This window comes from Cryobacterium sp. PH31-L1, assembly GCF_030063145.1.
GTDB lineage: Bacteria > Actinomycetota > Actinomycetes > Actinomycetales > Microbacteriaceae > Cryobacterium.
In genome coordinates this window covers 401574-424282 of record NZ_JASISM010000002.1, presented here as the reverse complement: position 1 = coordinate 424282, position 22709 = coordinate 401574, and the positions used below count along the sequence as shown (strand labels likewise).

The 22709-nt window shown below is 67.5% G+C and carries 24 protein-coding genes; 11 read left to right on the top strand and 13 right to left on the bottom strand.

Annotated features, from left to right (window positions below; all coding sequences use genetic code 11):
* Positions 1 to 121: 121 nt before the first annotated feature.
* The 4 genes from QMF22_RS06400 to QMF22_RS06385 form a co-directional block, all read right to left on the bottom strand.
* Positions 122 to 820, bottom strand: a complete 699-nt coding sequence (locus QMF22_RS06400; RefSeq protein ID WP_283451508.1) for a hypothetical protein — start codon at positions 818 to 820, stop codon at positions 122 to 124.
* Positions 821 to 1050: 230 nt separating this feature from the next.
* Positions 1051 to 1326, bottom strand: a complete 276-nt coding sequence (locus tag QMF22_RS06395) for a PTS sugar transporter subunit IIB (RefSeq protein ID WP_283451506.1) — start codon at positions 1324 to 1326, stop codon at positions 1051 to 1053.
* Positions 1323 to 1766, bottom strand: a complete 444-nt coding sequence (locus QMF22_RS06390; protein WP_283451504.1) for a PTS sugar transporter subunit IIA — start codon at positions 1764 to 1766, stop codon at positions 1323 to 1325. The genes QMF22_RS06395 and QMF22_RS06390 overlap by 4 nt, the downstream gene beginning before the upstream one ends.
* 45 nt (positions 1767 to 1811) lie before the next feature.
* Positions 1812 to 2930: an adenosine deaminase gene (locus QMF22_RS06385; RefSeq protein WP_092341600.1), complete on the bottom strand. Its 1119-nt coding sequence runs from the start codon at positions 2928 to 2930 to the stop codon at positions 1812 to 1814.
* A gap of 229 nt (positions 2931 to 3159) precedes the next feature.
* On the opposite strand from QMF22_RS06385, the gene uriH reads away from it, so the two are divergent.
* Entirely contained in the window at positions 3160 to 4110 is a 951-nt protein-coding gene (gene uriH, locus QMF22_RS06380; RefSeq protein ID WP_283451499.1) for a uridine-preferring nucleoside hydrolase UriH, read from the top strand.
* A 175-nt stretch (positions 4111 to 4285) separates the two neighbouring features.
* On the top strand, positions 4286 to 5239 hold the full coding sequence (locus tag QMF22_RS06375; RefSeq protein WP_283451497.1) for an SDR family oxidoreductase: 954 nt from the start codon (positions 4286 to 4288) through the stop codon (positions 5237 to 5239).
* On the opposite strand, the gene QMF22_RS06370 is transcribed toward QMF22_RS06375, so the two are convergent.
* Both QMF22_RS06370 and QMF22_RS06365 read right to left on the bottom strand, forming a co-directional pair.
* Positions 5236 to 6075, bottom strand: a complete 840-nt coding sequence (locus tag QMF22_RS06370; protein ID WP_283451495.1) for an alpha/beta fold hydrolase — start codon at positions 6073 to 6075, stop codon at positions 5236 to 5238. The two genes, QMF22_RS06375 and QMF22_RS06370, sit on opposite strands and share 4 nt — an antisense overlap.
* A 2-nt stretch (positions 6076 to 6077) precedes the next feature.
* On the bottom strand, positions 6078 to 6299 hold the full coding sequence (locus QMF22_RS06365; RefSeq protein ID WP_283451493.1) for a hypothetical protein: 222 nt from the start codon (positions 6297 to 6299) through the stop codon (positions 6078 to 6080).
* Between the two features lie 159 nt (positions 6300 to 6458).
* Between QMF22_RS06365 and QMF22_RS06360 the strand changes: the two genes are divergently transcribed.
* From QMF22_RS06360 to QMF22_RS06350, 3 genes are read left to right on the top strand one after another with little or no spacing between them, the layout of a single operon-like run.
* Entirely contained in the window at positions 6459 to 7298 is an 840-nt protein-coding gene (locus QMF22_RS06360; protein ID WP_283451491.1) for a DUF4349 domain-containing protein, read from the top strand.
* 9 nt (positions 7299 to 7307) lie between these two features.
* Positions 7308 to 8531 carry an acyl-CoA dehydrogenase family protein gene (locus tag QMF22_RS06355; RefSeq protein WP_502846910.1) on the top strand — a complete coding sequence of 408 codons (1224 nt, stop codon included), beginning with the start codon at positions 7308 to 7310 and terminating at the stop codon, positions 8529 to 8531.
* Positions 8528 to 9874: a threonine/serine exporter family protein gene (locus tag QMF22_RS06350; RefSeq protein ID WP_283451489.1), complete on the top strand. Its 1347-nt coding sequence runs from the start codon at positions 8528 to 8530 to the stop codon at positions 9872 to 9874. The genes QMF22_RS06355 and QMF22_RS06350 overlap by 4 nt, the downstream gene beginning before the upstream one ends.
* A 43-nt stretch (positions 9875 to 9917) precedes the next feature.
* Here QMF22_RS06350 and QMF22_RS06345 read toward each other — a convergent pair whose 3' ends face one another.
* Entirely contained in the window at positions 9918 to 10163 is a 246-nt protein-coding gene (locus QMF22_RS06345; RefSeq protein ID WP_283451487.1) for a hypothetical protein, read from the bottom strand.
* A 190-nt stretch (positions 10164 to 10353) separates the two neighbouring features.
* On the opposite strand from QMF22_RS06345, the gene QMF22_RS06340 reads away from it, so the two are divergent.
* A complete protein-coding gene (locus tag QMF22_RS06340) occupies positions 10354 to 10476 on the top strand; it encodes a hypothetical protein (protein ID WP_255408738.1) in 123 nt (40 codons plus the stop codon).
* Between the two features lie 259 nt (positions 10477 to 10735).
* Positions 10736 to 11605: an alanyl-tRNA editing protein gene (locus QMF22_RS06335; protein WP_283451480.1), complete on the top strand. Its 870-nt coding sequence runs from the start codon at positions 10736 to 10738 to the stop codon at positions 11603 to 11605.
* Positions 11606 to 11776: 171 nt separating this feature from the next.
* Here QMF22_RS06335 and QMF22_RS06330 read toward each other — a convergent pair whose 3' ends face one another.
* Positions 11777 to 12592, bottom strand: coding sequence for a putative endonuclease domain-containing protein (locus tag QMF22_RS06330; RefSeq protein ID WP_283451478.1), 816 nt, complete (start codon positions 12590 to 12592; stop codon positions 11777 to 11779).
* Positions 12593 to 12888: 296 nt separating this feature from the next.
* Here QMF22_RS06330 and QMF22_RS06325 point away from each other — a divergent pair, with 296 nt between their 5' ends.
* Positions 12889 to 14133 carry an acyl-CoA dehydrogenase family protein gene (locus QMF22_RS06325; RefSeq protein ID WP_283451477.1) on the top strand — a complete coding sequence of 415 codons (1245 nt, stop codon included), beginning with the start codon at positions 12889 to 12891 and terminating at the stop codon, positions 14131 to 14133.
* 74 nt (positions 14134 to 14207) lie between these two features.
* On the opposite strand, the gene adhP is transcribed toward QMF22_RS06325, so the two are convergent.
* Complete coding sequence (gene adhP / locus QMF22_RS06320) at positions 14208 to 15218, bottom strand: alcohol dehydrogenase AdhP (protein WP_283451662.1); 1011 nt, start codon at positions 15216 to 15218, stop codon at positions 14208 to 14210.
* 345 nt (positions 15219 to 15563) lie between these two features.
* Here adhP and QMF22_RS06315 point away from each other — a divergent pair, with 345 nt between their 5' ends.
* The 3 genes from QMF22_RS06315 to QMF22_RS06305 all read left to right on the top strand — a co-directional run bounded on the left by QMF22_RS06315 (position 15564) and on the right by QMF22_RS06305 (position 17800).
* On the top strand, positions 15564 to 16448 hold the full coding sequence (locus QMF22_RS06315; protein WP_283451475.1) for a dioxygenase family protein: 885 nt from the start codon (positions 15564 to 15566) through the stop codon (positions 16446 to 16448).
* Between the two features lie 393 nt (positions 16449 to 16841).
* Positions 16842 to 17123, top strand: a complete 282-nt coding sequence (locus QMF22_RS06310; protein WP_283451472.1) for a hypothetical protein — start codon at positions 16842 to 16844, stop codon at positions 17121 to 17123.
* A 260-nt stretch (positions 17124 to 17383) separates the two neighbouring features.
* The gene (locus tag QMF22_RS06305; RefSeq protein WP_283451471.1) at positions 17384 to 17800 is read left to right on the top strand and encodes a DUF6855 family protein; all 417 of its coding nucleotides are present in this window, start codon (positions 17384 to 17386) and stop codon (positions 17798 to 17800) included.
* 142 nt (positions 17801 to 17942) lie between these two features.
* On the opposite strand, the gene QMF22_RS06300 is transcribed toward QMF22_RS06305, so the two are convergent.
* Genes QMF22_RS06300 through QMF22_RS06285 form a run of 4 tightly spaced genes read right to left on the bottom strand, consistent with a single transcriptional unit; the run spans position 17943 to position 22707 of the window.
* The gene (locus QMF22_RS06300; protein WP_283451469.1) at positions 17943 to 18623 is read right to left on the bottom strand and encodes a GntR family transcriptional regulator; all 681 of its coding nucleotides are present in this window, start codon (positions 18621 to 18623) and stop codon (positions 17943 to 17945) included.
* Positions 18624 to 18648: 25 nt separating this feature from the next.
* On the bottom strand, positions 18649 to 20379 hold the full coding sequence (locus QMF22_RS06295; RefSeq protein ID WP_283451467.1) for an acetyl/propionyl/methylcrotonyl-CoA carboxylase subunit alpha: 1731 nt from the start codon (positions 20377 to 20379) through the stop codon (positions 18649 to 18651).
* Between the two features lie 3 nt (positions 20380 to 20382).
* On the bottom strand, positions 20383 to 21915 hold the full coding sequence (locus QMF22_RS06290) for a 5-oxoprolinase subunit B/C family protein (protein WP_349357077.1): 1533 nt from the start codon (positions 21913 to 21915) through the stop codon (positions 20383 to 20385).
* 33 nt (positions 21916 to 21948) lie between these two features.
* Positions 21949 to 22707 carry a LamB/YcsF family protein gene (locus QMF22_RS06285; protein WP_283451462.1) on the bottom strand — a complete coding sequence of 253 codons (759 nt, stop codon included), beginning with the start codon at positions 22705 to 22707 and terminating at the stop codon, positions 21949 to 21951.
* Positions 22708 to 22709 lie beyond the last annotated feature (2 nt).

Sequence of the window (22709 nt, the reverse complement as noted above, 5' to 3'; positions counted from 1 at the left end):
CGCGCGCTGATAGGCATCCGTTGGTGATGCTTCTTTAGGCATCCGCTGCGGAATCCGTTTGCTCAGCGATGGGGCATCGGCGGACGGGGCCCGTCCCGTGTGGGGTGGTTCGGGGGACGAGCTAGCCGAGCAGGGAAACCGCCCGGGCGATCACGAGGGCCAGCAGTACGAAGCCGCCGAACGATTCGAGGGCCATGAGCGACTTGGCGCGCAGCGAGAGCGGCATCGTGTCGGTCGGGCTGAACGCCATGGAGTTGGACAGCGAGAAGTACACGTAGTCGAAATACGACGCGACCCAGCCGATGCGCCGCGAGGAGCGGGCCGCGACCTCGTCGATGGCGTCGTGGTCCTCGTCCTGCGGAAAGCGAAAGTCGGCCGGGGGAAAGTCGGCGCGCTTCGCATGGCGGCGGGAGACCGGTCCGCCGCGGTCGAGTTCCCAATAGACCAGGGCGAACGCGATGACGTTGGTGACCCACACCTGCAGGGCCGCGAGCAGTAGGGTCGGGCCGTCGTTTTGGCCGCCCGAGGTGAGCTGGATCACGAGCTGCACGAGGGCGACCTCGTTGGCCACGACGAGCAGAAAGGCCTGGCCGGTGGCGATATATCTGGACCAGCGGGTCTCGCGGTGCAGGCGGTGCGGGTTCAAGGCAATGAGCGGGATCAGCAGGGCGAGTCCGATGGCGACGACCGTATAGCGCAGGCCAGGCAGGAACGTGCTCGGCAGCGTGGCGTACAGCGCGAGCGCGATCAGCAGCCCGAGTACAGCCGGCCAGCGATGTTCGGCCCTGGCGCTGTCGCTGTCGTTGGCGTTGTCGCTCATGCGCTGAGCATAGGCCCGCGGCGCCGGCGTTCATTGGTGCCGCGCGCGCTCATATGGAGTGGGTGGCGGCATCCGCCTGCCGGGAGGGACATGCGAGCGGCGTCATCCGTTTGCCTGGCGGGAGGCGGGACCAGGCGGCATCCGCTCGCCGGGCCCACCTTTGAGAACCGGGCCCATGATCGAACCTGGGCCCGCTTTCCGGGCCCGGGCCCGGAAAGCGCTCAGCGGGGCTAGGAGCCCAGGGCCACCTCGAGCTTGGCGACGAGTTCGTCGACGTCGAAGTAGTTGTTGATGACGATCACGTCGGCGTTGGTCTTACCGATCGCGTCGACGAGTTCCGACGAGGTCAGAATGACCTGGGCGTCGGCTGCGGCGGTGCGCACGCCCGCCACATCCGTTGCCTGCACCCGCGCGTCGATGTCGAGGCGTTCCAGGGCTCGCTCGGTGTTGACTTTGAGAATGGCCGAAGTGCCCAGGCCGATTCCGCACATCACGACGATCTTCATGACTGACCGAACACACTCTGCACGAACTCGGCGGTGGTCGCGCCGGCGAGGGCCGGAATCACCGTCGGGTCGTTGAAAACGTTGGCGAGTTCGGCGACGAACTGCAGGTGATCGTCGGCGCCGGTCACGGCCAGGCCGACGATCACGCTGACCGGGTCGTTGTGCGGATGCCCGAAGGCGACCGGATCAGCCAGGGTGACGACGCAGAGTCCGTCGGTGAGAACATCCGCTCCCGGGCGTGCATGCGCGAGCGCCAGGCCCGGCGCGATCACGATGTAGGCGCCGAATTCGCGAATCACCGCGATCATGCGCTCGGTATAAGCGGATGTCGCGGCGCCGGAACGCACGAGGGCGTCACCGGCCGCCGTGATGGCGGCCGGCCAGTCGTCAGCGTTCGCGCCAATGGTGATGGCGTCAAGCGGGAGGTGAGGGAGTGGCATGATCACTTTCGGTTGAGCGGCTGGTGCGGGCTCGGGCGGCCGGTCTCAGGCGTCGCCGAAACCGGCTTCGATGGCTTCCACGAGCTCTTCGCGGTCTTCCAGCGGCAGGAACGCGGCGTGGGCCGCGTTGAGCTGGAACGTCTCGAGGTCGCCGAGGTCGTAACCGAAGGCATCCGAGAGCAGGGCGAGCTCCTGGGTGAGGGTGGTGTCGCTCATCAGACGATTGTCGGTGTTGACGGTGACCTTGAAGCCGAGCTGGTAGAGCAGGTCGAACGGGTGGTCGAATAGCTCCTCGCCCCAGGCGGCGACCGCTCCGGTCTGCAGGTTCGAGGAGGGGCTCAGCTCGAGCGTGATCTCGCGGTCGCGCACCCACTGGGCCACCGGGCCGAGGGTGACGAAGGTGTTGTCGTCGTCCTGACGTTCGATGGTGACGTCTTCGGCGAGGCGCACGCCGTGGCCGAGACGCAGTGCGCGGCCGTCGAACAGGGCGCCGCGGATGCTGTCGAGCCCGTCGGCCTCGCCGGCGTGCACGGTGACCGGCATGAACTCACGGGCCAGCAGGTCGAAGGCTGCGCGGTGGTTTCCGGCCGGGAAGCCGGCCTCGGCGCCGGCAATGTCGAAGCCGACGACGCCGTCGAAGCGGTAGCGCACGGCGAGTTCGGCGATCTCGAGGCCGCGGTTGGCGTGGCGCATGGCGGTGATGAGCTGGCCGATGCGGATGCTGCGGCCCGACTGCTCGACGTTCTCGATGCCGGCCTCGATGCCGTCCTGCACGGCTTCGACGACCTCGTTGAGGGTGAGGCCGCGGGCCAGGTGCTGCTCGGGAGCCCAGCGGATCTCGCCGTAGATGACGCCGTCATCGGCGAGGTCCTCAACGAATTCGCGGGCAACACGGCTGAGGCCCTCGCGGGTCTGCATGACCGCCGTCGTGACGTCGAAGGTCTTCAGGTATTCCACGAGCGAGCCGGCGTTGGACTGGTCGGAGAACCACTCGCCGAGGGCGTCGGCATCCGTTGTCGGAAGCACGAATCCGATGGAGTCGGCCAGCTCGATGATGGACTGCGGTCGCAGGCCGCCGTCGAGGTGGTCGTGCAGCGAAACCTTGGGCAGGGTGTTGATGCTCGTGCCGCCGCCGGGCATGAGGAATTCCTCGATCAAAGTCATACGAACAAGCTCCTCGGTACGGGGGCGGATGTGAACTACAACCGCGCGCCCAGCTTATCGGAGGCGCTCTGGACGGACGATGAGAAATGCGGCGAGTGGATGCCGCAGCGCGCGTCGCTGCCTCTGCCCGCACGCGCAGTGCCCACCTTCGGCAACCGGGGCCATGATCTACCGTGGTCCCAGTTTCCGGGCCCGGGCCCGGAAAGAGCAGGACCACGTACCCTGAGCTGTGCCCACCAAAATCATTCTCGACTGCGACCCCGGCCACGACGATGCGATCGCGCTGCTGCTCGCCCACGGCAATCCGAACATCGAACTCGTCGCCGTGACCACGGTGATGGGCAACCAGACGCTCGCCAAGGTCACCCGCAATGCCCTGTCCGTCGCCCGCGTGGCCGGCATCACCGGCGTGCCATTTGCCGCCGGATGCCCGCGCCCGCTGGTTCGGCAGATTGAAACGGCCCCGTCGATTCACGGCGAGTCCGGCCTCGACGGCCCGGTGCTGCCCGAACCGACGCTCGAGCTCGACACCCGGCACGCCATCGACCTCATCATCGACACGGTCATGGCGCACGAGCCCGGCGAGATCACCCTCGTGCCCACCGGCGCGTTGACCAACATCGCCCTCGCCGCCCGCAAAGAGCCCCGCATCGTCGAGCGGGTCAAGCAGGTCGTGCTGATGGGCGGCGGCTATCACGTGGGCAACTGGTCGGCCACGGCCGAGTTCAACATTGTCATCGATCCCGAAGCCGCCCACATCGTCTTCAACGAGAAGTGGCCGCTGACCATGATCGGCCTCGACCTGACCCACCAGGCCCTCGCCACCCCCGACATCGTCGCCCGCATCGCCGCCGTCGGCACGGCGCCGGCCCGGTTCGTCGGCGAGCTGCTGGCCTTCTTCGCCGAGACCTACAACGATGCCCAGGGTTTCGACTATCCGCCGGTGCACGACCCGTGCGCGGTCGCCTACGTGATCGACCCGAGCGTGATCACCGTGCGGAAGGCTCCCCTCGACGTGGAACTCGCCGGCACCCTCACGCTCGGCATGACCGTGGCCGACTTTCGCGCGCCGGCCCCGCTGGATTGCACCACGCAGGTGGCCGTGGACCTCGACCACGAGAAGTTCTGGGCGCTCATCATCGACGCCCTCGAGCGCATCGGCGACCCGCCCCAGGGCTAGCCGCGCCGCCCTGCAGGGTGCCCGGCAAGACGGACGGGGCCCGGGCCCGTCCGAAAGTGCAGCGGTCACTGGCACAGAATCCGCGGCCACCCGTGAATCTGCCGGGCACCGCGGGCGCCGCGTGACTTCCCCCGCCCGAACGGGTTCAATAGAGCACCACGACAACGGGAGACCCATGACGAAGACCGACGCAACCACTCCCGACATTCAGGTCCCCGACCTGCGCGGCAAACTCGCCGTCGTCACCGGCGCCAACAGCGGCCTCGGATTCGGTCTCACCGGCCGCCTCGCCCGGGCCGGCGCCGAGGTCATCCTCGCCGTGCGCGACGAGGAGAAGGGCAGCGCGGCCATCAAACGGCTCACAGACCAGAACCCCGACGCGACCCTCAGCATCCGTCATCTGGATCTGGCCTCACTGTCGAGCGTCGCCGGGCTCGGCGAGGAGCTCACCCGCGAGGGGCGCCCGATCGACATCCTGCTCAACAACGCCGGCCTCATGATGCCACCCGTGCGCGACGAGACGGAAGACGGGTTCGAGCTGCAGTTCGGCACCAACCACCTCGGCCATTTCGCGCTCACCGCGCACCTGCTTCCGCTGTTGCGAGCCGCCGGAACCAGCCGGGTCGTGAGCCTCTCCAGCCTGATCGCCCGAACCGGACGCCTCGATTTCAACGATCTGCAGAGCCTGCGCTACCGCGCGCACCGCGCCTACGGGCTCTCGAAACTGGCGACGCTCATGTTCGCGCGCGAACTCAACCGGCGCAGCATCGCCGCGGGCTGGGGAGTGCGCAGCATCGCAGCACACCCCGGCGCGACCGTCACAAACCTGCAGATCACCGGCCCCACGCACAACGGCGCGTCGGCGAAGGTCTTCCTCGCCGTGAACGAAGCCACCCACCGCATCGGCTGGCTGTGGCAGCAGATCGAGCAGGGAATCCTGCCCGCACTCTACGCGGCGACGAGCCCGGCCGCGGCCGGCGGCGGCTACTACGGCCCCGGCGGATTCGGCGAACTCACCGGCAGTCCTGCGCCAGCCAAACTGCCCCCGCGCTCCCTCGACGAAGCGGATGCCCGCCGCCTCTGGTCCCTCTCCGAGGAGCTCACCGGAGTTTCTTTCCCGGCCGTCTAGCCGTCGATGACCTTCACCAGCACCCGAGCGAGGCGCTTCCGAATGATGTGGTCGTTGGCCTCGACGCGGTGCATGGTGACGTGGCGCATCCGTTCGATCACGGTCATGCTGCCCTGCGCGATGAACGCGTCGAGCGCCCCGTAGATCACATCGACCGGCACGGTGAGGCTCGCGATGTCGCTCACCACGGTCTGCGATTCAATGCAGTGCTCCATCGATTTGATGAACGGTGTCCACGTTTTCTCGGACAGCTCGAAGATGCCCTTCGGCAGCAGGCGCGACATGATCGCGGCATTGGCGAGCGTGAACTCCTTGTTGGCGCGCAGAAAATCGTAGGCACGCAGGTACGCGCTCACCCTGGACCGCACCCGCGGATCGCCGATATCACTCGGCGTCAGATACACCGGCGGCCCCACCAGCAGCAGGCGGGAGACCGGTCCGCGGCCGGCCAACCGGCGCCACGCTGCCCAGAACCGACCGTGCCGTTCCATGGCCGCGTAACGGGTGCTGATCAGGCTGCCCAGCGAATGCCCAACCATCACGAACGGTTCTCGCAGCTTCAACGCGCGGATGGTCGCGGCCAGGGCCCCGACATGATCCTCCAGCCGGTACTCGCACCCGACCGGCTGCGGCGACTGGCCGAACCCCAGAATGTCGACCGCGATCACCCGGTGATTCGGCGTCAGCATGGGGATCACCTCGTAGAAGGTGACCGACGACGACGCGATGCCGTGCACGAGAATGACCACCGGGCCGCTGCCGGCATCCGTTGCGACGTGCAAAAGCGGCGGGCGGGGCCGACGCGCTCTGCGCATCCGCTCCACCCACCAGGTCATATCTAATTATCGTCGCGCAGGGTGGCCTTGAAGTCATTCTTGGCCTCGGTGGCATTGCGCTCGGCCTCGGCGTGCTTCACGTCGCCCTCAGCCTTTTTCACCTTGGCGTCGGCTTTGACCTCGTCGGCCTTGTCTTCGATGCGGTCCTTGGTGTCATCCACCGCCCGGCCGATCTTCTTGCCGGTGGCGTCAAGTGCATCCTTGGCATCGTCAATGAATCCCATGTCGTCCTCCTGGTCGTTACGAGTCGGGCTGAACCGCCGACCCCACGACCTTACTTCGGGGGACAGACACCGAGTCCCAATTGTGATCCGACTCCCAGACTGCCTCCAGTCCCGGGCGTCGGCGCGCCCATACAGTGAGGCATGAGACGAACTTGGGGTGTGATCACAGTTCTTCTGACGGCTCTACTGCTGGCGGGATGCACGACAAACAGCGGCAGCTCGGTGAGCGGCGATTCGTCAGGCAGCGTGTCCGGCGGGGGCGCTCCCGAGCAGGGCGACAAGGCTTCAGACCTCGTCACCGGCACCACCGGCGACGTGAACACCTCCAGCCGCGATGTCATCACCACCGGATCCCTCTCAATCACCGCCACCGACCCGGTGAAAGCGAGCGACTCGGCCGTCACGATCACGGAACAGGCCGGCGGCCGGGTCGACAGCCGCAGCGAAAACCCGGCCACCGACGTGCAGCCGGCCAGCGCCAACCTGACCCTGCGCATTCCGTCCGACGAACTCGACCACACCCTCAAAGAGCTGAAAAGCCTCGGAACCCTCAACTTCGTCACGCTCACCGCGCAGGACGTGACCCAGCAGAGCCAGGACCTCGACGCCCGCATCACCGCGCTGACCACCTCGGTCGACCGGCTGCTCGCGCTGATGGCGTCGGCCACCACCACGGCCGACCTGATCAGCATTGAAAGTGCTCTGTCCAGCCGGCAGAGTGAGCTGGAAAGTCTGCAGTCCCAGCGTGACTATCTCGCCGACCAGATCGACTACTCCACCGTGCAGCTCGAATTGGTCGCGGAGGGCACTGTCGCGGCGAGCGGTCCCGACACCTTCTGGAGCGGAGTCATCGCCGGCTGGACCGCCCTCGTGACCGCCCTCGGCGGCCTGTTGGTCGGCCTCGGAGTTGCCCTGCCCTGGCTGGTCGCGCTGGCGATTGTGGGGACAATTGTGCTTCTGATCGTGCGCATGTTCGCGCGGCGTCGCAAGGCTGCATAGGCTTGACCTGTGACCGAGTTTCTCCCTGCGATAGCCCTGCCCGTGGCGCCCGTTTTTGTACCCTCCAGCGACGAACCGCTGCTGTCTGCCGAGCTGCTGGCGGGCATCCGCTCGCGGGCTGCCGGGTACGACCAGGCCAACGCGTTCTTCACCGAAGACCTCGCAGAGCTCGTCGCCGCCGGCTACCTGCGCGCCCTCGTGCCGACCGAATTCGGCGGGTTCGGACTCACCCTGCAGCAGACCGTGCACCAGCAAACCCGGCTCGCCGCGCATGCCCCGGCCACCGCCCTCGCCGTGAACATGCACCTGGTCTGGACCGGCGTCGCCGCGAGCCTGCACGCCCAGGGCGACCACTCCCTCGATTTTCTGCTCGAGGAGGCCGGCCGGGGCGAGATCTTCGGCTTCGGCGTGAGCGAACCCGGCAACGACCTGGTTCTGTTCGGTTCCCAAACGGATGCCCGCCCCACCCCCGACGGCGGCTACCGGTTCACCGGCACCAAGGTTTTCACCTCCCTGTCCCCGGCCTGGACCCGGCTCGGCACCCTGGGACTCGACTCGTCAGACCCGGCGCACCCGGCGATCGTCTGGGCTTTTCTCGACCGGGCTGACATCGGCATCCATTCGAAGGATGACTGGAACACGCTCGGTATGCGAGCCAGCCAGAGCCAGAGCACGGTGCTCGACGGGGCGCTGGCCCGCCCGGACCGGGTCGTGCGGCGGCTGCCGGTGGGCCCGAACGGCGACCCGCTCGTGGCCGGCATCTTCGCCAACTTCGAGATCCTGCTCTCAGCGGTGTACACCGGAATCGGCCAGCGCGCGCTCGAACTCGCCGTCCAAGGCGCACATGCGCGCACCTCGCTGAAAAACGATGGTCGCTCGCACGCCCAGGATCCGGTGGCGCGCTGGCGGGTCGGTGACCTCGTCATCGCGATGGACGGCATTTACCCGCAAATCGACGCCCTCGCCCGCGCGGTCGACGAGCTGTCCGTCATGGTCGGCCCGGCCTGGTTCGCCCAACTGTCCGGACTCAAATACCGCGCCACCCAGAACGCCAAATTCGTCGTGGACACCGCCGTGCAGGTCGCGGGCGGCCGGGCCTATAGCGCGTCCTCCGAACTCGCCCGGCTCTACCGCGACGTGCTCGCCGGTTTCTTCCACCCCTCCGACGCGGATTCCGCGCACGCCACCGCCGCAGCATCCGTTCTCGGCCCGATTGATCTGCACACCTCATGACTTTCAGCAAGACCACCGCCATCACCCTCGACCACTCCGGCTACACCCGGGCGGTGCTCGACCTCACCATGCGACTCGCCGAGGTCATCTTCACCGCCGGAGCCGGTGCGGAAGACGCGACCGCCGCCATGATCGGGCTCACCCGCGCCTATGGGCTCAAGGGCACCGACGCGAACATCACCCACACGACCATCACCCTTACGCAGGAAGACGCGGTAACGCACGAATCGGTCATCCGCAGCCGCAACGTGAAGTACCGCACCCTCGACTACTCCAAACTCACGGCCACCTCGGAATTGATCGCGGACATCATCGAGAAACCGATTGAAGTGGCCGAAGCGCGCAAGATGCTCGCAACCATCGTCAGCTCCAAGCCGCAGGTCCCCCGCCAGTGGCGGCGCATCGGCTGGAGCCTCGTCGGCGCGGGCGCCGCCGTGCTGATCGGCGCTGGTCCAACGGTGATCATTGCCGCGTTCATCGCCACCTGGATCATCGACTGGGTCACCTCCGCCCTCGACCACCGCCAGGTTCCGCTCTTTTACCAGACCGTCGTCGGTGGCGCGATCGGCCCGCTCGTCGCCGCGCTCGTGCGGGTTATCGACCCCACCGCGAATCCCTCGCTTGTGGTCGTCGCGGCCATCATCATGCTCCTGGCCGGGGTCACCACATTCGGCGCCGTGCACGACACGCTGTCGGGATTTTATCTCACCGGCACCGCCCGGCTCGTGGAAGCGTTGCTGATCACGGCCGGCCTCGTCACCGGGGTGTCCGGTTCGGCGCTGTTCCTGGCTCGTTTTGGACTCACCCTCGAGATCGACTCGAACCCGATCGTCACGCTGGCCGTGCTGCCGATACTTCTCGTGGCGGCCGTGGTGATCGTGATCGGCTTTGCGCTCGCCGTGCAGGTGCCGTGGCGAGCCATCTGGGTGATCTGTGTGCTCGGCGCCCTCGCCGAGTTCTTGTTCGTGGCTGCCATGGCCGGCGGATTCGGTCTGGTCTGGGGATCAGCGGCGAGCGCGCTCGGTGTGGGCCTGCTCGCGGCGATGGCGGCACGCATGGTGCGCACTCCCCCGCTCGTGATCATGGTGACGGCCCTGGTGCCGCTCGTTCCGGGGCTCACGCTGTTTCGCGGACTGCTCAAGCTCTCCGAGGGCGACATCAACGGGCTGCTCTCGCTGCTCACCGCGGCGGGCATCGCCATGGCGCTCGCTGCCGGCGCGCTGCTATCCCAGTACGTCGTGCAGATCGTCTGGGGTCCGGCCCGCCGCCTGCAGCGCCGCTTCGTCGGACCGCTCATGGCCCTGCCGGTGCGGCTCGGCCGCGACGCCACCAAGCGCATCTAGTGCTGTGGCGGCATCCGCTTGAAAACGGATGCCGCCACTCGCGTCAGTTGGGAACGTCCGCCTCACCGTCGTCTTCGGCGACGTCTTCTTCGACGAAGCGGTACGGGATGGGCTCGTCGGTCTCACGACCGCGCTTGTAGGTGCGAATGATCGTTTCGGTATCTTCGACCGCCTCGAGCACCACGACGTCCTGGTAGGCACCGTCGATGTATTCCAGCTCCACCTCGGTTCCGGCGGCGATCGGGTTCGGTCCAAAGAGAACTGCACGGTAGGTGGCGCTATGGCTCATGACGGAGACCTTTCGACGAGGGAGGGTTCGGTAGAGCGACAGCATACGACAGACCGGCAGTCGTGCACAGGGCTGCCGGCGGGTTGGCCGGTTCGGCTGGCACGGTCGGCGCGCGCAGGATGACGTTTGCGACAAACCCGCGTATTCTCAAGGTGACGGGGCCCCACGGCTCGGCGCGAAGGAGTACACAATGGCTGACAAATCACCGAAAAAGGATGCAACCAAGAAGGTTGCCGACAAGTCCCTCAAGGAAAAGAGGGCCGACAAGAAGGCGAAGTCTGAAGAGACCGCTTCTCGGGCCCGCAAGAGCTAGTTTCTGCACCCTCCGGCACGCACCCTGTGCAACGCCTGAAGTAACACGTGCATGACCAGCACGCGAGGTGCCGCCACGATCGTGGCGGCACCTTTTTCCACCCCAAGCGGCTGAGCCTGATACGCCGGCGCGATCGCGCGGCGCCCGTGCTTACTCGCACAGCACCCGGGGGCGGGCCGGCTGACCAGGCGGATGCCACTGACCGAGCCAGCGGCATCCGCTTGACCGATGCCGGTACGCCTCATTGAAAGGACCAGCCATGACCCTGCCCACCGAAGACACACGCGTGCTCTACCCGGGCGGCGCCGTCGACAACCAGGCGACCGTGCTGCACTCCGAAACGCTGCCCGATGGCCGCTCGGCGGTGCTGCTCGACGCGACCTGCGTGCATCCGGTCGATGCGGGCTGGCCCGACCAGGGCCCCGACCTCGCTCTGCTGCACCACGGCGCAGCCTTCTGGCCGGTCGACGACTGCATCGTGGGAGCCACCGACGGGTCGGCGCTGTATATCGGCGAGGACATTCCGGTGGGCAAGGGAACGCCCGGCTGGGCATTCGTAGTCGTGCACGTAGTCGACGCTGCCGGGCTGTCGGCCGGGGACACCGTCACCGTCGAGGTCGACGAGGGCCTGCGCGAGCGCACGAGCGCCGGGCACACGAGCTGCCACCTCGCCTCGCTCGCCCTCAATGACGCCCTCACCGACCGCTGGAAGAAAGAGGTGCGCGCCGATGCCCTCGGCCACCCCGACTTCGACGGGCTCGCCATCGACGAGTCCCTGATCGGGCAGAACGCCTCGGTCGACACCTATCGGCTGGGCAAGTCGCTGCGCAAGAAGGGCTTCTCGGTCGACGGGTTCGCCGAGGCGCTGCCCCAGCTCGAAGCGGCCGTCAACGCGACCCTCGCGGAGTGGACAGCAACGGATGCCGCGGTGCGCATCGACCGCGACGGCGACCTGCTGACCGATCGGCGCTACTGGGTCTGCGAGCTGCCGGGCCGAAGTGTGCGGATTCCCTGCGGCGGCACCCACGTTTCCTCGCTCGGCACCCTCGGCGCCGTGACCGTGACGCTGGGCCTGCACGACCTCGAAGGCACCGACGTGCTGACCATGAACACCTCCGCGACCCGCTGACCGGGCATCGTCGCATTCCTTGAGCCGTGAGTTTCGGGCATCGACCCGTGAGTTTCGAGCGTCGACCCGTGAGTCTCGAAGCCTTGAATCGTTCAAATTGACTCCAAACTCACGACTCGACGTCGCGACCCCTCCCACACTCACGCCTCGACATCGCGACCGCCCCGAAACTCACCCCTCGCGCGAGTCAGGCCCATCCTCCGGCCTGATGCGCAGCCGATCGACCGCCTCGACTCCGCGAATCTGCATGAGCAGCTCCATGATGCGGTCAACGACCCCGCTGGACAAGGCCGGGCAGACGATGCTGTACGGGCCCAGCTCGTGCAGTCCGTTGGCGCGCAAGCGGATGACCTCCCAGCCGACCTCGTTGAGGGCCGCATCTTTCTCCCGGTCGGACGTCTCCTTCAACCCGCGGTGCGACATCCCGTCCCGCCCCGGGTCGTCATATTCGATCGCCACCATCAGCCCCGGAATGATGATGTCGGGCCAGACCTCCGGCTTGCCGAAAAAGGTGCGGCTGATTTTGATGGCATTCACCCGGTGCGGCAAGCGGATGCGCTCGGCCAGCATCACGCGCAGCCGCTGCTCGGTCTGCGACGTGCCGAGCCGCAATCCCGGCTTCATGAATGGCACCCCGCCCTCGAACCGCGCGGCCGGTGCCTGGGCGTTTCTTCGGCATTTCGGGCAGCCGGGACCGGTCAGCACCTCGCGCACGCTTGCGGAGTAGCGCGAGTGCCCGCGCACGCAGATCCACTCGTAATCGGCGCCGATCCGCGTCTCGACAGCGAGGGCGGCCCGACCGGCCGGGGCGACCCGGTGCAGCAGCTGGTCGCGGGTTCGCCTGGTCTCGGCGAGCAGCATGCACAGCGGACACTGTCGCTGCAGCGTAATGCGAGCCTCGTCGACCGGCGCACCGTGCCCGCAGCGAAACCGAACGCTCGTGCCGGGCACTCCGGTGCCCGTACGCGGCGGCGCGTCGTCCTCCACGTTGCCCTCCTGACATCCCTGTTGCTTCCACGTTAGACACCACCACCGACACGCGCATCCGCTTGATGGTCGGGCGCGCCGCCGGTCAAGCATCGTCGGGATGTGTGTTTCGAAGCCGCCGTAACGCCGGCCTCGTGGGCTGGGTTATCGGGGACGCTCAAGAGTCGAGCATTAGGCGCACTCTGACGGGTCAGTTCTGGTTTCGAATTCGCACTGTGCACGGTATTCAAGCCCGAGATTGCGCAATTCCGCCCATTGGCTCACACTCAGGGGTACCAGGTCAGAGAGGACCAGCCATGAGCATTGTCATTGATACTCCCGAAATCGACGCAGCCAACGGCACGGACGACGCTAACACCCCCGGGCACACCACCCCTGAATTCTTCACCGGCCCGACCGCTGACTTCTTCTCCTACGAAGACCTGCTCACCCCAGAGGACCGCGAGCTGCTTGCCCACGCCCGCGAGGTCTTTGAACGCGACGTGCGCCCGGTCGTGGCCGACCACTGGAACAACGCCACGTTCCCGTTCGAGATCATCCCGGTGCTCACCTCCCTCGACCTCGTCGGCCTGTGTGCGCGAGGCGAGAACTACCTGCTCCACGGATTCATGACCCTCGAGCTGTCCCGGGTGGACGCTTCCATCTCCACCTTCGTCGGCGTGCACAGCGGCCTGTTCGCGGCGGCGATCGCCCAGCTCGGCACCGACGACCAGCGCGACCGCTACCTGGCCGACGCCATCTCGCTGCGCAAGATCGGCGCCTTCGCGCTCACCGAGCCCGACCACGGCTCCGACGTCTCGCGCAATATGGAGACGACCGCCACGCGCACCGGCTCCAGCTGGACCCTGAACGGCGTCAAACGCTGGATCGGCAGCGGAACCTTCGCCGCGAACGTACTCGTCTGGGCGCGCGATACCGACGACGACCAGATCAAAGGTTTCATCGTCGACGCCACACTGCCCGGTTATACGGCCGAGGCGATCGAGAACAAGATCGCCCTGCGCATCGTGCAGAACGCCACGATCACCCTCGAAAACGTCGTCGTCGCCGAACGCGACCGACTGCCGGGAGCTACGAGCTTTCGCGACACCAACCGGCTGCTCACCAACTCCCGGGTCTGGGTGGGCTGGCAGACCGTCGGGTTGCAGTTTGCGGCGTACGATCACGCGTTGCGATACGCCCTCGAACGCCAGCAGTTCGGCAAGCCGATCGCGTCGTTCCAGCTCGTGCAGGAGAAGCTCGTGCGGATCCTCGAGAACGCGACGATGTCACTAGGCCTCATGGTTCGCATCGCCCAGCTGCAGCAGGCCGGAACCCTGCGCCCCGAGCACGCCGCCATGGCCAAGGCCTCCTCGAGCGCTCGCATGCGCGAATCCGTTGCGCTCGGCCGTTCGGTTTTCGGCGGCAACGGCATCTCCACCGACTACGGCATGGCCCGCGTGTTCGCCGACGCCGAAGCGCTCTACACCTACGAGGGCAGCTACGAGATCAACACCCTGGTCGTCGGCCGCGCGATCACCGGCATCTCCGCTTTCCAGTAGCCGCTCGGGCAACACAAAGCGGATGCCGCGTGCCGCCTCGTGAGGCGAGCCGCGGCATCCGCTATGGGCGTGCGTTAGTACTGGATGACGACGCGGCCGTCGATCTTGCCGTGGCGCATCTCGTCGAGCACGGTGTTGACCTCACCGAGGGTACGGCTGGAGACGGTCGGGTGGATCTCGCCGCGGTTGTAGAAAGCGAGGGCCTCCTCCATGTCCTGGCGGGTTCCGACAATGGAACCGCGGATGGTCAGGCCCTTGAGCACGATGTCGAAGATCGGCGCGGGAAAGTCGCCGGCCGGCAGTCCGTTGAAGACGATGGTGCCGCCGCGGCGGGTCATGCCGATGGCTTGGCCGAACGCGGCCGGGTGCACGGCGGTGACGAGCACGCCGTGCGCGCCGCCGGTCTTGGCCTGGATGACCTCGACCGGGTTCTCGTTGAGCGCGTTGATGACGATCTCGGCGCCGTGCTTGGTGGCGAGGGCGAGCTTGTCGTCGGCGACGTCGACCGCGACCACGCGGAAGCCCATGGCCTTGGCATACTGCACGGCGATGTGGCCGAGTCCGCCGATGCCGCTGATGACGACCCATTGGCCGGCGATGGCCTCGGTCATCTTGAGGCCCTTGTAGACGGTGACGCCGGCGCAGAGGATCGGCGCGATGTCGACCGGGTCAGCGTCTTTCGGCAGCGGCACGGCGAACTTGGCGTCGACGATCATATACTCACCGAAGGATCCGTCGACGCTGTAGCCGCCGTTGATCTGCGCTTCGCACAGGGTTTCCCAGCCGGTGCGGCAGTACTGGCAGGTGCCGCAGGCGCTCCAGAGCCAGGCATTTCCCACGCGGTCGCCCACCTTGATCTCGGTGACGCCCTCGCCGATGGCGACGACATCGCCGACGCCTTCGTGCCCGGGGATGAACGGCGGCGTGGGCTTGACCGGCCAGTCGCCCTCGATGGCGTGCAGGTCGGTGTGGCAGACACCGCTCGTGATGAGCTTGACGAGCGCCTGGCCGGCGCCGGGCGTGGGCACCGGAACCGCTTCGATGATGAGGTCTTTGCCAAATTCTTTGACGACGGCAGCTTGCATAGTGGTCATGATGTTGTTCCTGTTCCGAGTGCGGGTTGAATCGGTGACGCTGTGTGGCGGGCGCCGACGAAATCCCAGAGCGGATGCGCGGCGGCAACGCCTCGCAGGTGGCGGCAGCGTCACATTCACAGACAGCAATCGTGCGGCACGGGCGCTTCGCGACCACAGGGTCGACGGGCGCGGGCGGACACGATCACTAAAAGCCTAACCCTCAGCTCACACTGCCACAGACGAGTGCACCCCCAGAACGGGGCCGTGCTTTCATAGGCGACCCATGGCGTCCGCTCTGCTGACTGTGAGGCCGGCCCGACACGGTTGGTGTCAACGACAAATCTAGGAGATCCGATGCCATTCAAGAAGCTCAACGTTGACGTGGCCAGCAGCCGGCTAGCCGTCAGCCGGCGGCGCGCGCTCGGCCTCGGCGGCTCGATCGGACTCGGCGCGCTACTGACCGCGTGCAGCACGACCGAGCCCGGAGCATCGACCACGGCCGCGACCTCGACCGGCGCTGCCACACTGACGCCGTCGACGGCGGCGGCCGGAGACATCGTGGCCAAGCTCGACGCGGTCGGTTCCTCGTGCGGCACCGAGACCGAAGACGTCACGTCAGGGCCCTACTACTTCGACGTGGATTCCATTCGCAGCGACCTGCGCGAGGACCGCCCGGGAACCCAGCTCGACATCGCCTTTCGGGTCTGGGACGCCAACTGCACTCCCCTGCCGAACAGTGTTGTGGAGATCTGGCACTGCGACGCTGGCGGGGTGTATTCCGGGTTTGAGAGTGCGTCGACCGGCGGAGGCGGTGGTGGCCGGGTTGGTGGGGGCGGCGGTACGACCGATGGCAGCTACACCGAGGGCGATTCCGAGGCGACACCGGGCGATGACGGCACCTATCTGCGCGGCGCGCAGGTGGCCGACGCCAACGGGATCGTGCAGTTCACTACGGTCTGGCCGGGCTGGTATCGGGGCCGTACCGTGCACGTCCACTTGAAGGTGCACGTCAACAAGGCAACCGTTCTGACCGCCCAGGTCGGCTTCGACGATGACCTCAACACGATCGTGTTCGACACGAGCCCGTACGACGAGCACACCGGCCGCGACACCTTCAATGGCGGGTCGGCCGGCAGCGGAACCGACAACATCATCTCGTCGTCCGCCCAGCTGCTGACGGTCGAGACCACTGCGACGGGCTACCTCGGCTACATCAACCTGGATGTGGGCCAGGTCTGACGCTTGCGTCACCCCGACGAGTGGCAGCATCCACTCGCCGAGCCGTGAGTCTCGGTCCTCATCGATCGCCGAGCCGTGAGTTTCAGGCCATTTCTGGTGAATTTCGGGCTGAGACTCACGGGTCGGCGCGCGAAACTCACGGGTCGATGGGTCGATGGGTCAATGGGTCAAACTCACGAGCCGGTCAGGGCCGTCTGTGCATAACAAATCTGCGGTCCAGGCATTTCCGTCATGATCTGTGCATGTCAAACTCACCTGAACGCGCAGCCGTGTCGTTTCGTCGTCTGCGTGCAGACCGGACGCATCCCGCGTCCACGTTTGACTTGGCCAAGGCATATTCGAAGCGGATGCCCGTCACCCACGTTTTCAGTCACGCGACGGCAGCCGTGATTCATGGGATCTGGCTGCCCCGTCGTCTTCAAGACGACCGCCGACTGCACGTCACGGTGCCCGCGGGCGCGCGCACCGCAGGTTGTCGGCATCATCGGACACGAAGGAATGGGCGGCACGATGCAGCGGGTGTATGGGTTCCCGGTGACCAGTCTGCTCCAAACGTGGATCGACCTCGGGCCCACGCTCACCCGGGTTGAGCTTAAACCGTCCGCGGCGGCGCTCGTGCGCTTCTGTGCTGGTTTTCCGCTCATAACCCGCCACGCTACCCATAGCTTCCACTGAATGGAAGCGGGGGTTGCCGGCGGAATCTGCTCCTGTCGTTCGGCCGGCCATGCCGGTTTTCCGTGGATGATTCAGGTAGACCGGGGCCAGGTGCTCTGGTCACCGCCGAAACACGTGGGTGGGCGCGCCGCACCGCTCGGGTTTCCTGAAATAGGCTCTGAGCCCGCGTGAGTTCTGCGACGGACGTAACGTCGCGCTCGAGACTGGGCCAAGATGGGCATGGTCCACAGACCCAGCCGAGCGATTACGAGGAGACAGTCATGACCGATACGAGCATCGGAACCGGCAGCAAGGACGACCCGTGGGTGCTGCGCACTCCGCCGGGGTCGTCGGAATACGTCATGTATCGCGATGAGGCTGCCGACCCTCCGGCACTGATCTGCAAGGTCGGGTCCACGACGCTCTCCTATCGACTGAGCTGCGTTGAGGACCTGCACGCCATGCTCAAAGAGAACGGTGATTGGGTCGAGCTGGGCGCCGCCGACGAGAAGAAGGACGCCAAGCCCGACACCGTCGAGGCCTGGGGCCGCGCAGAGAGCAACCCGGTCGGCGGCTGGTACGGCCTGAAGAACGGGTTTCGCGGTCGGTTCGGCATGTACGTGCCGCCGCTGCTCGAAGCCCTCGGCCTTGCCGAGCTCGAGCACAACCCGCGCAATAACCGGATGCGCGCGCTCTAAGCACTGTGGGGTCGCGGCCGTCCGGGCGAGCGTCAGCGTTCGGCGCACGTTAGCGCGCCTGGCGCAGGTTTGATCCTGCGCCAGGCCACGAAACCCCAGCACCGAAACCCCGACGACCCCAAAGCGGATGCCCCGTCCGCTGCTACGCGCGCGCGTGCGCCTCGAGCAGCTGTCGCTCGGCCCGCTCCAGGTACTCGACCATGAGAGCCGCAGCTTCGGAGTGCTCCCCCGCCTCGAAACGCTCGAGGATTCCGGCGTTCTCGTCGACATACGGCGCGTGGAACAGCGGATCAGCGACCATCGAATGAAACACGAGGCGCATTTCCGCGAGCACCTGAGCCATCTGCCGGCTGAGTCCCTCGCTGCCGGCCAGCGCCACGACGCCGGCGTGAAAGTCCTGGTTGGCGCCGGCCATGTCGGCCACAGAGCCCCGTGACCGGGCCTGGCGGGCGCGTTCGATCGCGGCGTGCAGAGCGTCCGTTGTGGGGCTGGTCGACCATAGGAGCGCGGCCGGTTCGAGAAAGCGCCGCACTCGGTAGATCTCCCGAATGTCATCGGCGGTCGGTCGTGCCACGAACACGCCCCGGTTCGGGATGCGCGCCACCATGTGCTCGATGGCGAGCGTCGCGAAGGCCTCCCGGAGGGTGTTGCGGGAGACGCCGAGCAGATCGCAGAGCGGTTCCTCCGACAGCTTCGTGCCGGGGACCAACTGTCCGGCGGAGATCCGCTCGCGCAGCACCTCGGCGGCCCAGCTGCCGGTCTCGGCGTGGCGCACCGTCGTGCCCTGACGACGCAGGTCGGCAAAGATCTGGTCGAGAGTCATACCCCCAGAGTAGCGATTGGGCCGCTCAGGTATCGATGCGCGCGATGGCCTCGTGCAGGGCGACACCGTCCCCCACGGCCACGAGCACACCGACCAGCCTTCCCGAGCGGTGCGCCATGACGGTCGACTCCATCTTCATGGCCTCGAGCACCAGAAGCGGATCGCCCTCGGCCACCGTGGCCCCCTCCTCGACCAGCCATTTGACCACGGTGCCGACCATGCTGGAGTGCAGCTCGACCGGGTCGGATTCGTCGATCACCGGCGCCGGGACAGCGGGAGCGCCCTGCACGAGGCCGCCCAGCAGATTCTCGGGCAGACCGAGCGCCACCCGGCGTCCGTCGAGCTCGATCGTGATCGTGCGGCGGCCTCCGGCCGGGGATGTCGCAACCAGCGAGGGTTCGGCCGCGAGCTGCTCGGCGAACTCGGTTTCTATCCAGCTCGTGTACACGCCGAGCCGGTCCGGCCCGGCGAACGCGGGCAGGTCGACGACGGCGCGGTGAAAGGGCAGCACGGTCGGCAGCCCGGCGACCTCAAATTCGGCGAGCGCCCGGCGGGCTCGGCGCAGCGCCTGCGGCCGGTTGGCGCCGGTGACGATGAGCTTGGCGAGCAGCGAATCGAATTGCGGGGCCACTGCATCTCCGGAGCGGATGCCTGCATCCACCCGGATTCCCGGCCCGGTCGGCACGGTGAACGTGGTCACAGTGCCCGGCGACGGCAGAAAGCCGCGGCCCGGGTCCTCGGCGTTGATGCGGAATTCGAAGGAGTGGCCGCGCGGCACCGGGTCTTCGGCGACCGGCAGCTCCCCGCCGGCAGCGATGGCCAGCTGGGCGAGCACGATGTCAACACCCGAGGTCTCCTCGGTGATCGGGTGTTCCACCTGCAGACGCGTGTTCACCTCGAGAAACGAGATGCCGCCGTCCTCGGCCAACAGATACTCCACAGTGCCGGCGCCGATGTAGCCGGCCTCCCGGCAGATGGCCTTGGCCGAGGTGTAAATGAGGTCGCGCTGGTCAGCGCTGAGAAACGGTGCCGGGGCCTCCTCGACGAGTTTCTGGTTGCGGCGCTGCAGCGAGCAGTCGCGGGTGCCGACGACGATCACCCCGCCGTGACCGTCGGCCAGAATCTGCGCTTCGACGTGCCGGGGGCGGTTCAGAAAGCGCTCAACGTAGCATTCGCCCCGACCGAACGCGGCAATGCTCTCGCGCACGGCGGAGTCGAACGCCTCCTCGATGGCGTCCAGTTCCCAGACCACCTTCATTCCGCGGCCGCCGCCGCCGAAGGCCGCCTTGATGGCGACCGGCAGGCCGTGCTCCTCGGCGAAGGCACGCACCTGCACAGCGGTCTCGAGGGTGCCCTGCGAGCCGGGAACGAGCGGAGCACCAACGCGCACGGCGATTTCGCGCGCCGACACCTTGTTTCCCAGCAACCGGATGCTCGCCGGGCTCGGGCCGATCCAGATCAGGCCGGCGTCCTGCACGGCTTGGGCGAAGTCGGCGTTCTCGGAGAGAAAACCGTAGCCGGGATGCACGGCGTCGGCGCCGGCCCGCCGGGCGATGGCCAACAGTTTCGGCACGTTGAGATAGGTGTCAGCAGGGCTGTCACCGCCGAGCGCATAGGCCTCGGTGGCCATACCCACGTGCAGGGCATCGGCGTCGACATCCGCGTAGACGGCGACGGAGGTGAGCCCGGCGTCTGAGCAGCCGCGAATGATGCGTACGGCGATTTCGCCACGGTTGGCGATGAGTACTTTCTGCACGGTTCAGCTCTCGTTTGAAGGAATTGGTGTGAAGCGGATGCGCGCGCCGGTTCCGAGCTGCGCCGCCCGGTCCAGGTCGGCGTGCAGCACAACGCCGAGCACCGGGTAGCCACCGGTGACCGGGTGGTCGGCGAGAAATAACACCGGAACACCAGACGCCGGCAGCTGGATGGCACCCGACACGGTGCCCTCACTGGGCAGTTCGCCGTCCTGCGCGCGTTCCAGTGCCGGCCCGCCGAGGCGCAGACCGATGCGGTTTGACTGGGCGGTGACGGTCCACTCGGTATGGTCGAAGTCGGCGAGGGTGTCGGCGCTGAACCAGTCGGCACGCGGGCCGGGCAGGTACCGCAGCACGGTGACTGCGGCCGGCGGGGCCGGCGAGGGTTCGGCGGCACCGACCACGCTGGTCGGCGGGGCCGGCAGTACCGGTAGTTCGGTGCCGGCCACGAGCGGGGCCGGGCCGATGCCGGACATCGAATCGGTGGAACGGCTGCCCAGCGTGAGCGGCAGGTCCAGTCCGCCGCGCACGGCGATATAGCTGCGTACGCCCCCGAGCGGGGTGCCCAGGCTGAGTTGTTCGCCGGCGTGCAGCGCGAACGGGGCGTCGGTGGGAACGACGCGCGGGGTGGCATCCGTTCTGCTGATCGTGATCAGAACGGATGCCCCGGCCACCGCGAGCACCTGTTCGCTGCGGGCCTCGAGCACGAGGCCGCCGAGCGCGTTTTCGAGCACGGCGGCGGAGGAGGGGTTGCCGACCAGGCGGTTGGCGCGGCGCAGGGCACCACGGTCGAGGGCGCCGGCACCGGCCACACCGAGGTGGGCGAGGCCGGGGCGGCCGAGATCCTGCACGGTGGTCTGCAGGCCGGGCTGCACGACGACGAGGTCCCCGGGGCGCTGTGCCTCCGCCATCGGGGCCATCGAGACCGTCGGTGCGACGCGCAGCAATTCCCGCACGGCGCGAAACTGCACCCGGTTGCCGGGTTGTACCAGGGCCGGCTGGTCGCGGTCGAGGTTCCACAGGGCGGCGTCGGTGCGTCCGATCAGCTGCCAGCCGCCGGGACTGACCCGCGGATACACGGCCGAATAGCCGTCGGCGAGCGCGACCGCGCCGGCCGGCACGGCCTTTCGCGGGGTGGCGCGCCGGGAGACGCGCAGGCGGTCGTCGCCGACGAGATACGCGAAGCCGGGGGCGAAGCCGCCGAACGCGGCGGTCCACAGCTGACCGGTGTGCGCCGCGATCACGCCGCCCTGGCCCAGGCCGGTGCACTCGCCGACCTCGGCGAGGTCGTCCCCGTCATAAATCACGTCGATGGTCACGATCCCGTCGTTCCCGGCCGGAATCGGGCGCGGTTTCATCGCGCGCAGCCGGGCAGCAAAGCTGCGGGCCTCGGTCGCCGAGTCGGCCGTCACGAGCACGGTTTCAGCCGCCGCGACGACGTCGACCTGCCCAGGCAGCGGATGCTCGCGCAGCGCCTCATACAATCCGAGGACCTCGCTGAGGGTGCCGAGCTGCACGAGCACCGCCCGCTCACCCACGGGCCGGATGGATCGAATGGGGGCCGGCATCCGCTACACGAAACTGGCGATGGACACGCCGGCCGACACCAGCGCGGAACGCACCGCAGCGGCAAGCCGCACGGCGTCGGGGGTGTCGCCGTGCAGGCAGATGCTCGCTGCCGGCACCGCGATGACCGAACCGTCCACGGCGACCACGGTTCCCTCGACGGCGAGGCGCACGACCTGCGCTGTCACCGCGTCGACCGAGTGCAGCACCGCGCCCGGCAGCGTGCGTGGCACCAGGCTGCCGTCGGGGTTGTAGGCGCGGTCGGCGAAGGCTTCGGCCACGGTGCGGAGGCCCGCGGCTTGGGCAACGCGTTCGATCTCACTGTTCGGCAGCACCATGAGCGGCAGGGCCGGGTCGACGGCGAGCACGGCGTCGACCACGGCGCGGGCCTGCACCGGGTGGAGAGCGATCGTGTTGTACAGGGCGCCGTGCGGTTTCACGTACTGCACCCGTGTGCCGGCCGCGCGGGCGAGGGCCTGCACCGCACCGATCTGGTAGATCACGTCGTTGCTGAGCTCGGTCGCATCCATCTCGATGAATCGGCGGCCAAAGCCGGCCAGGTCGCGATAGCCAGGGTGCGCGCCCACCGTCACCCCAGCGGCGGCGGCGGCAGCGCAGGTCGCGCGAATGGTCGTCGGGTCGCCGGCGTGGAATCCGCCGGCCACGTTGACGCTCGTGACCGAAGCGATGATGGCGGCATCGTCGCCGAAGGTCCAGTTGCCGAAGGATTCTCCGACGTCGCTGTTCAGATCGATCGTGGCCATAG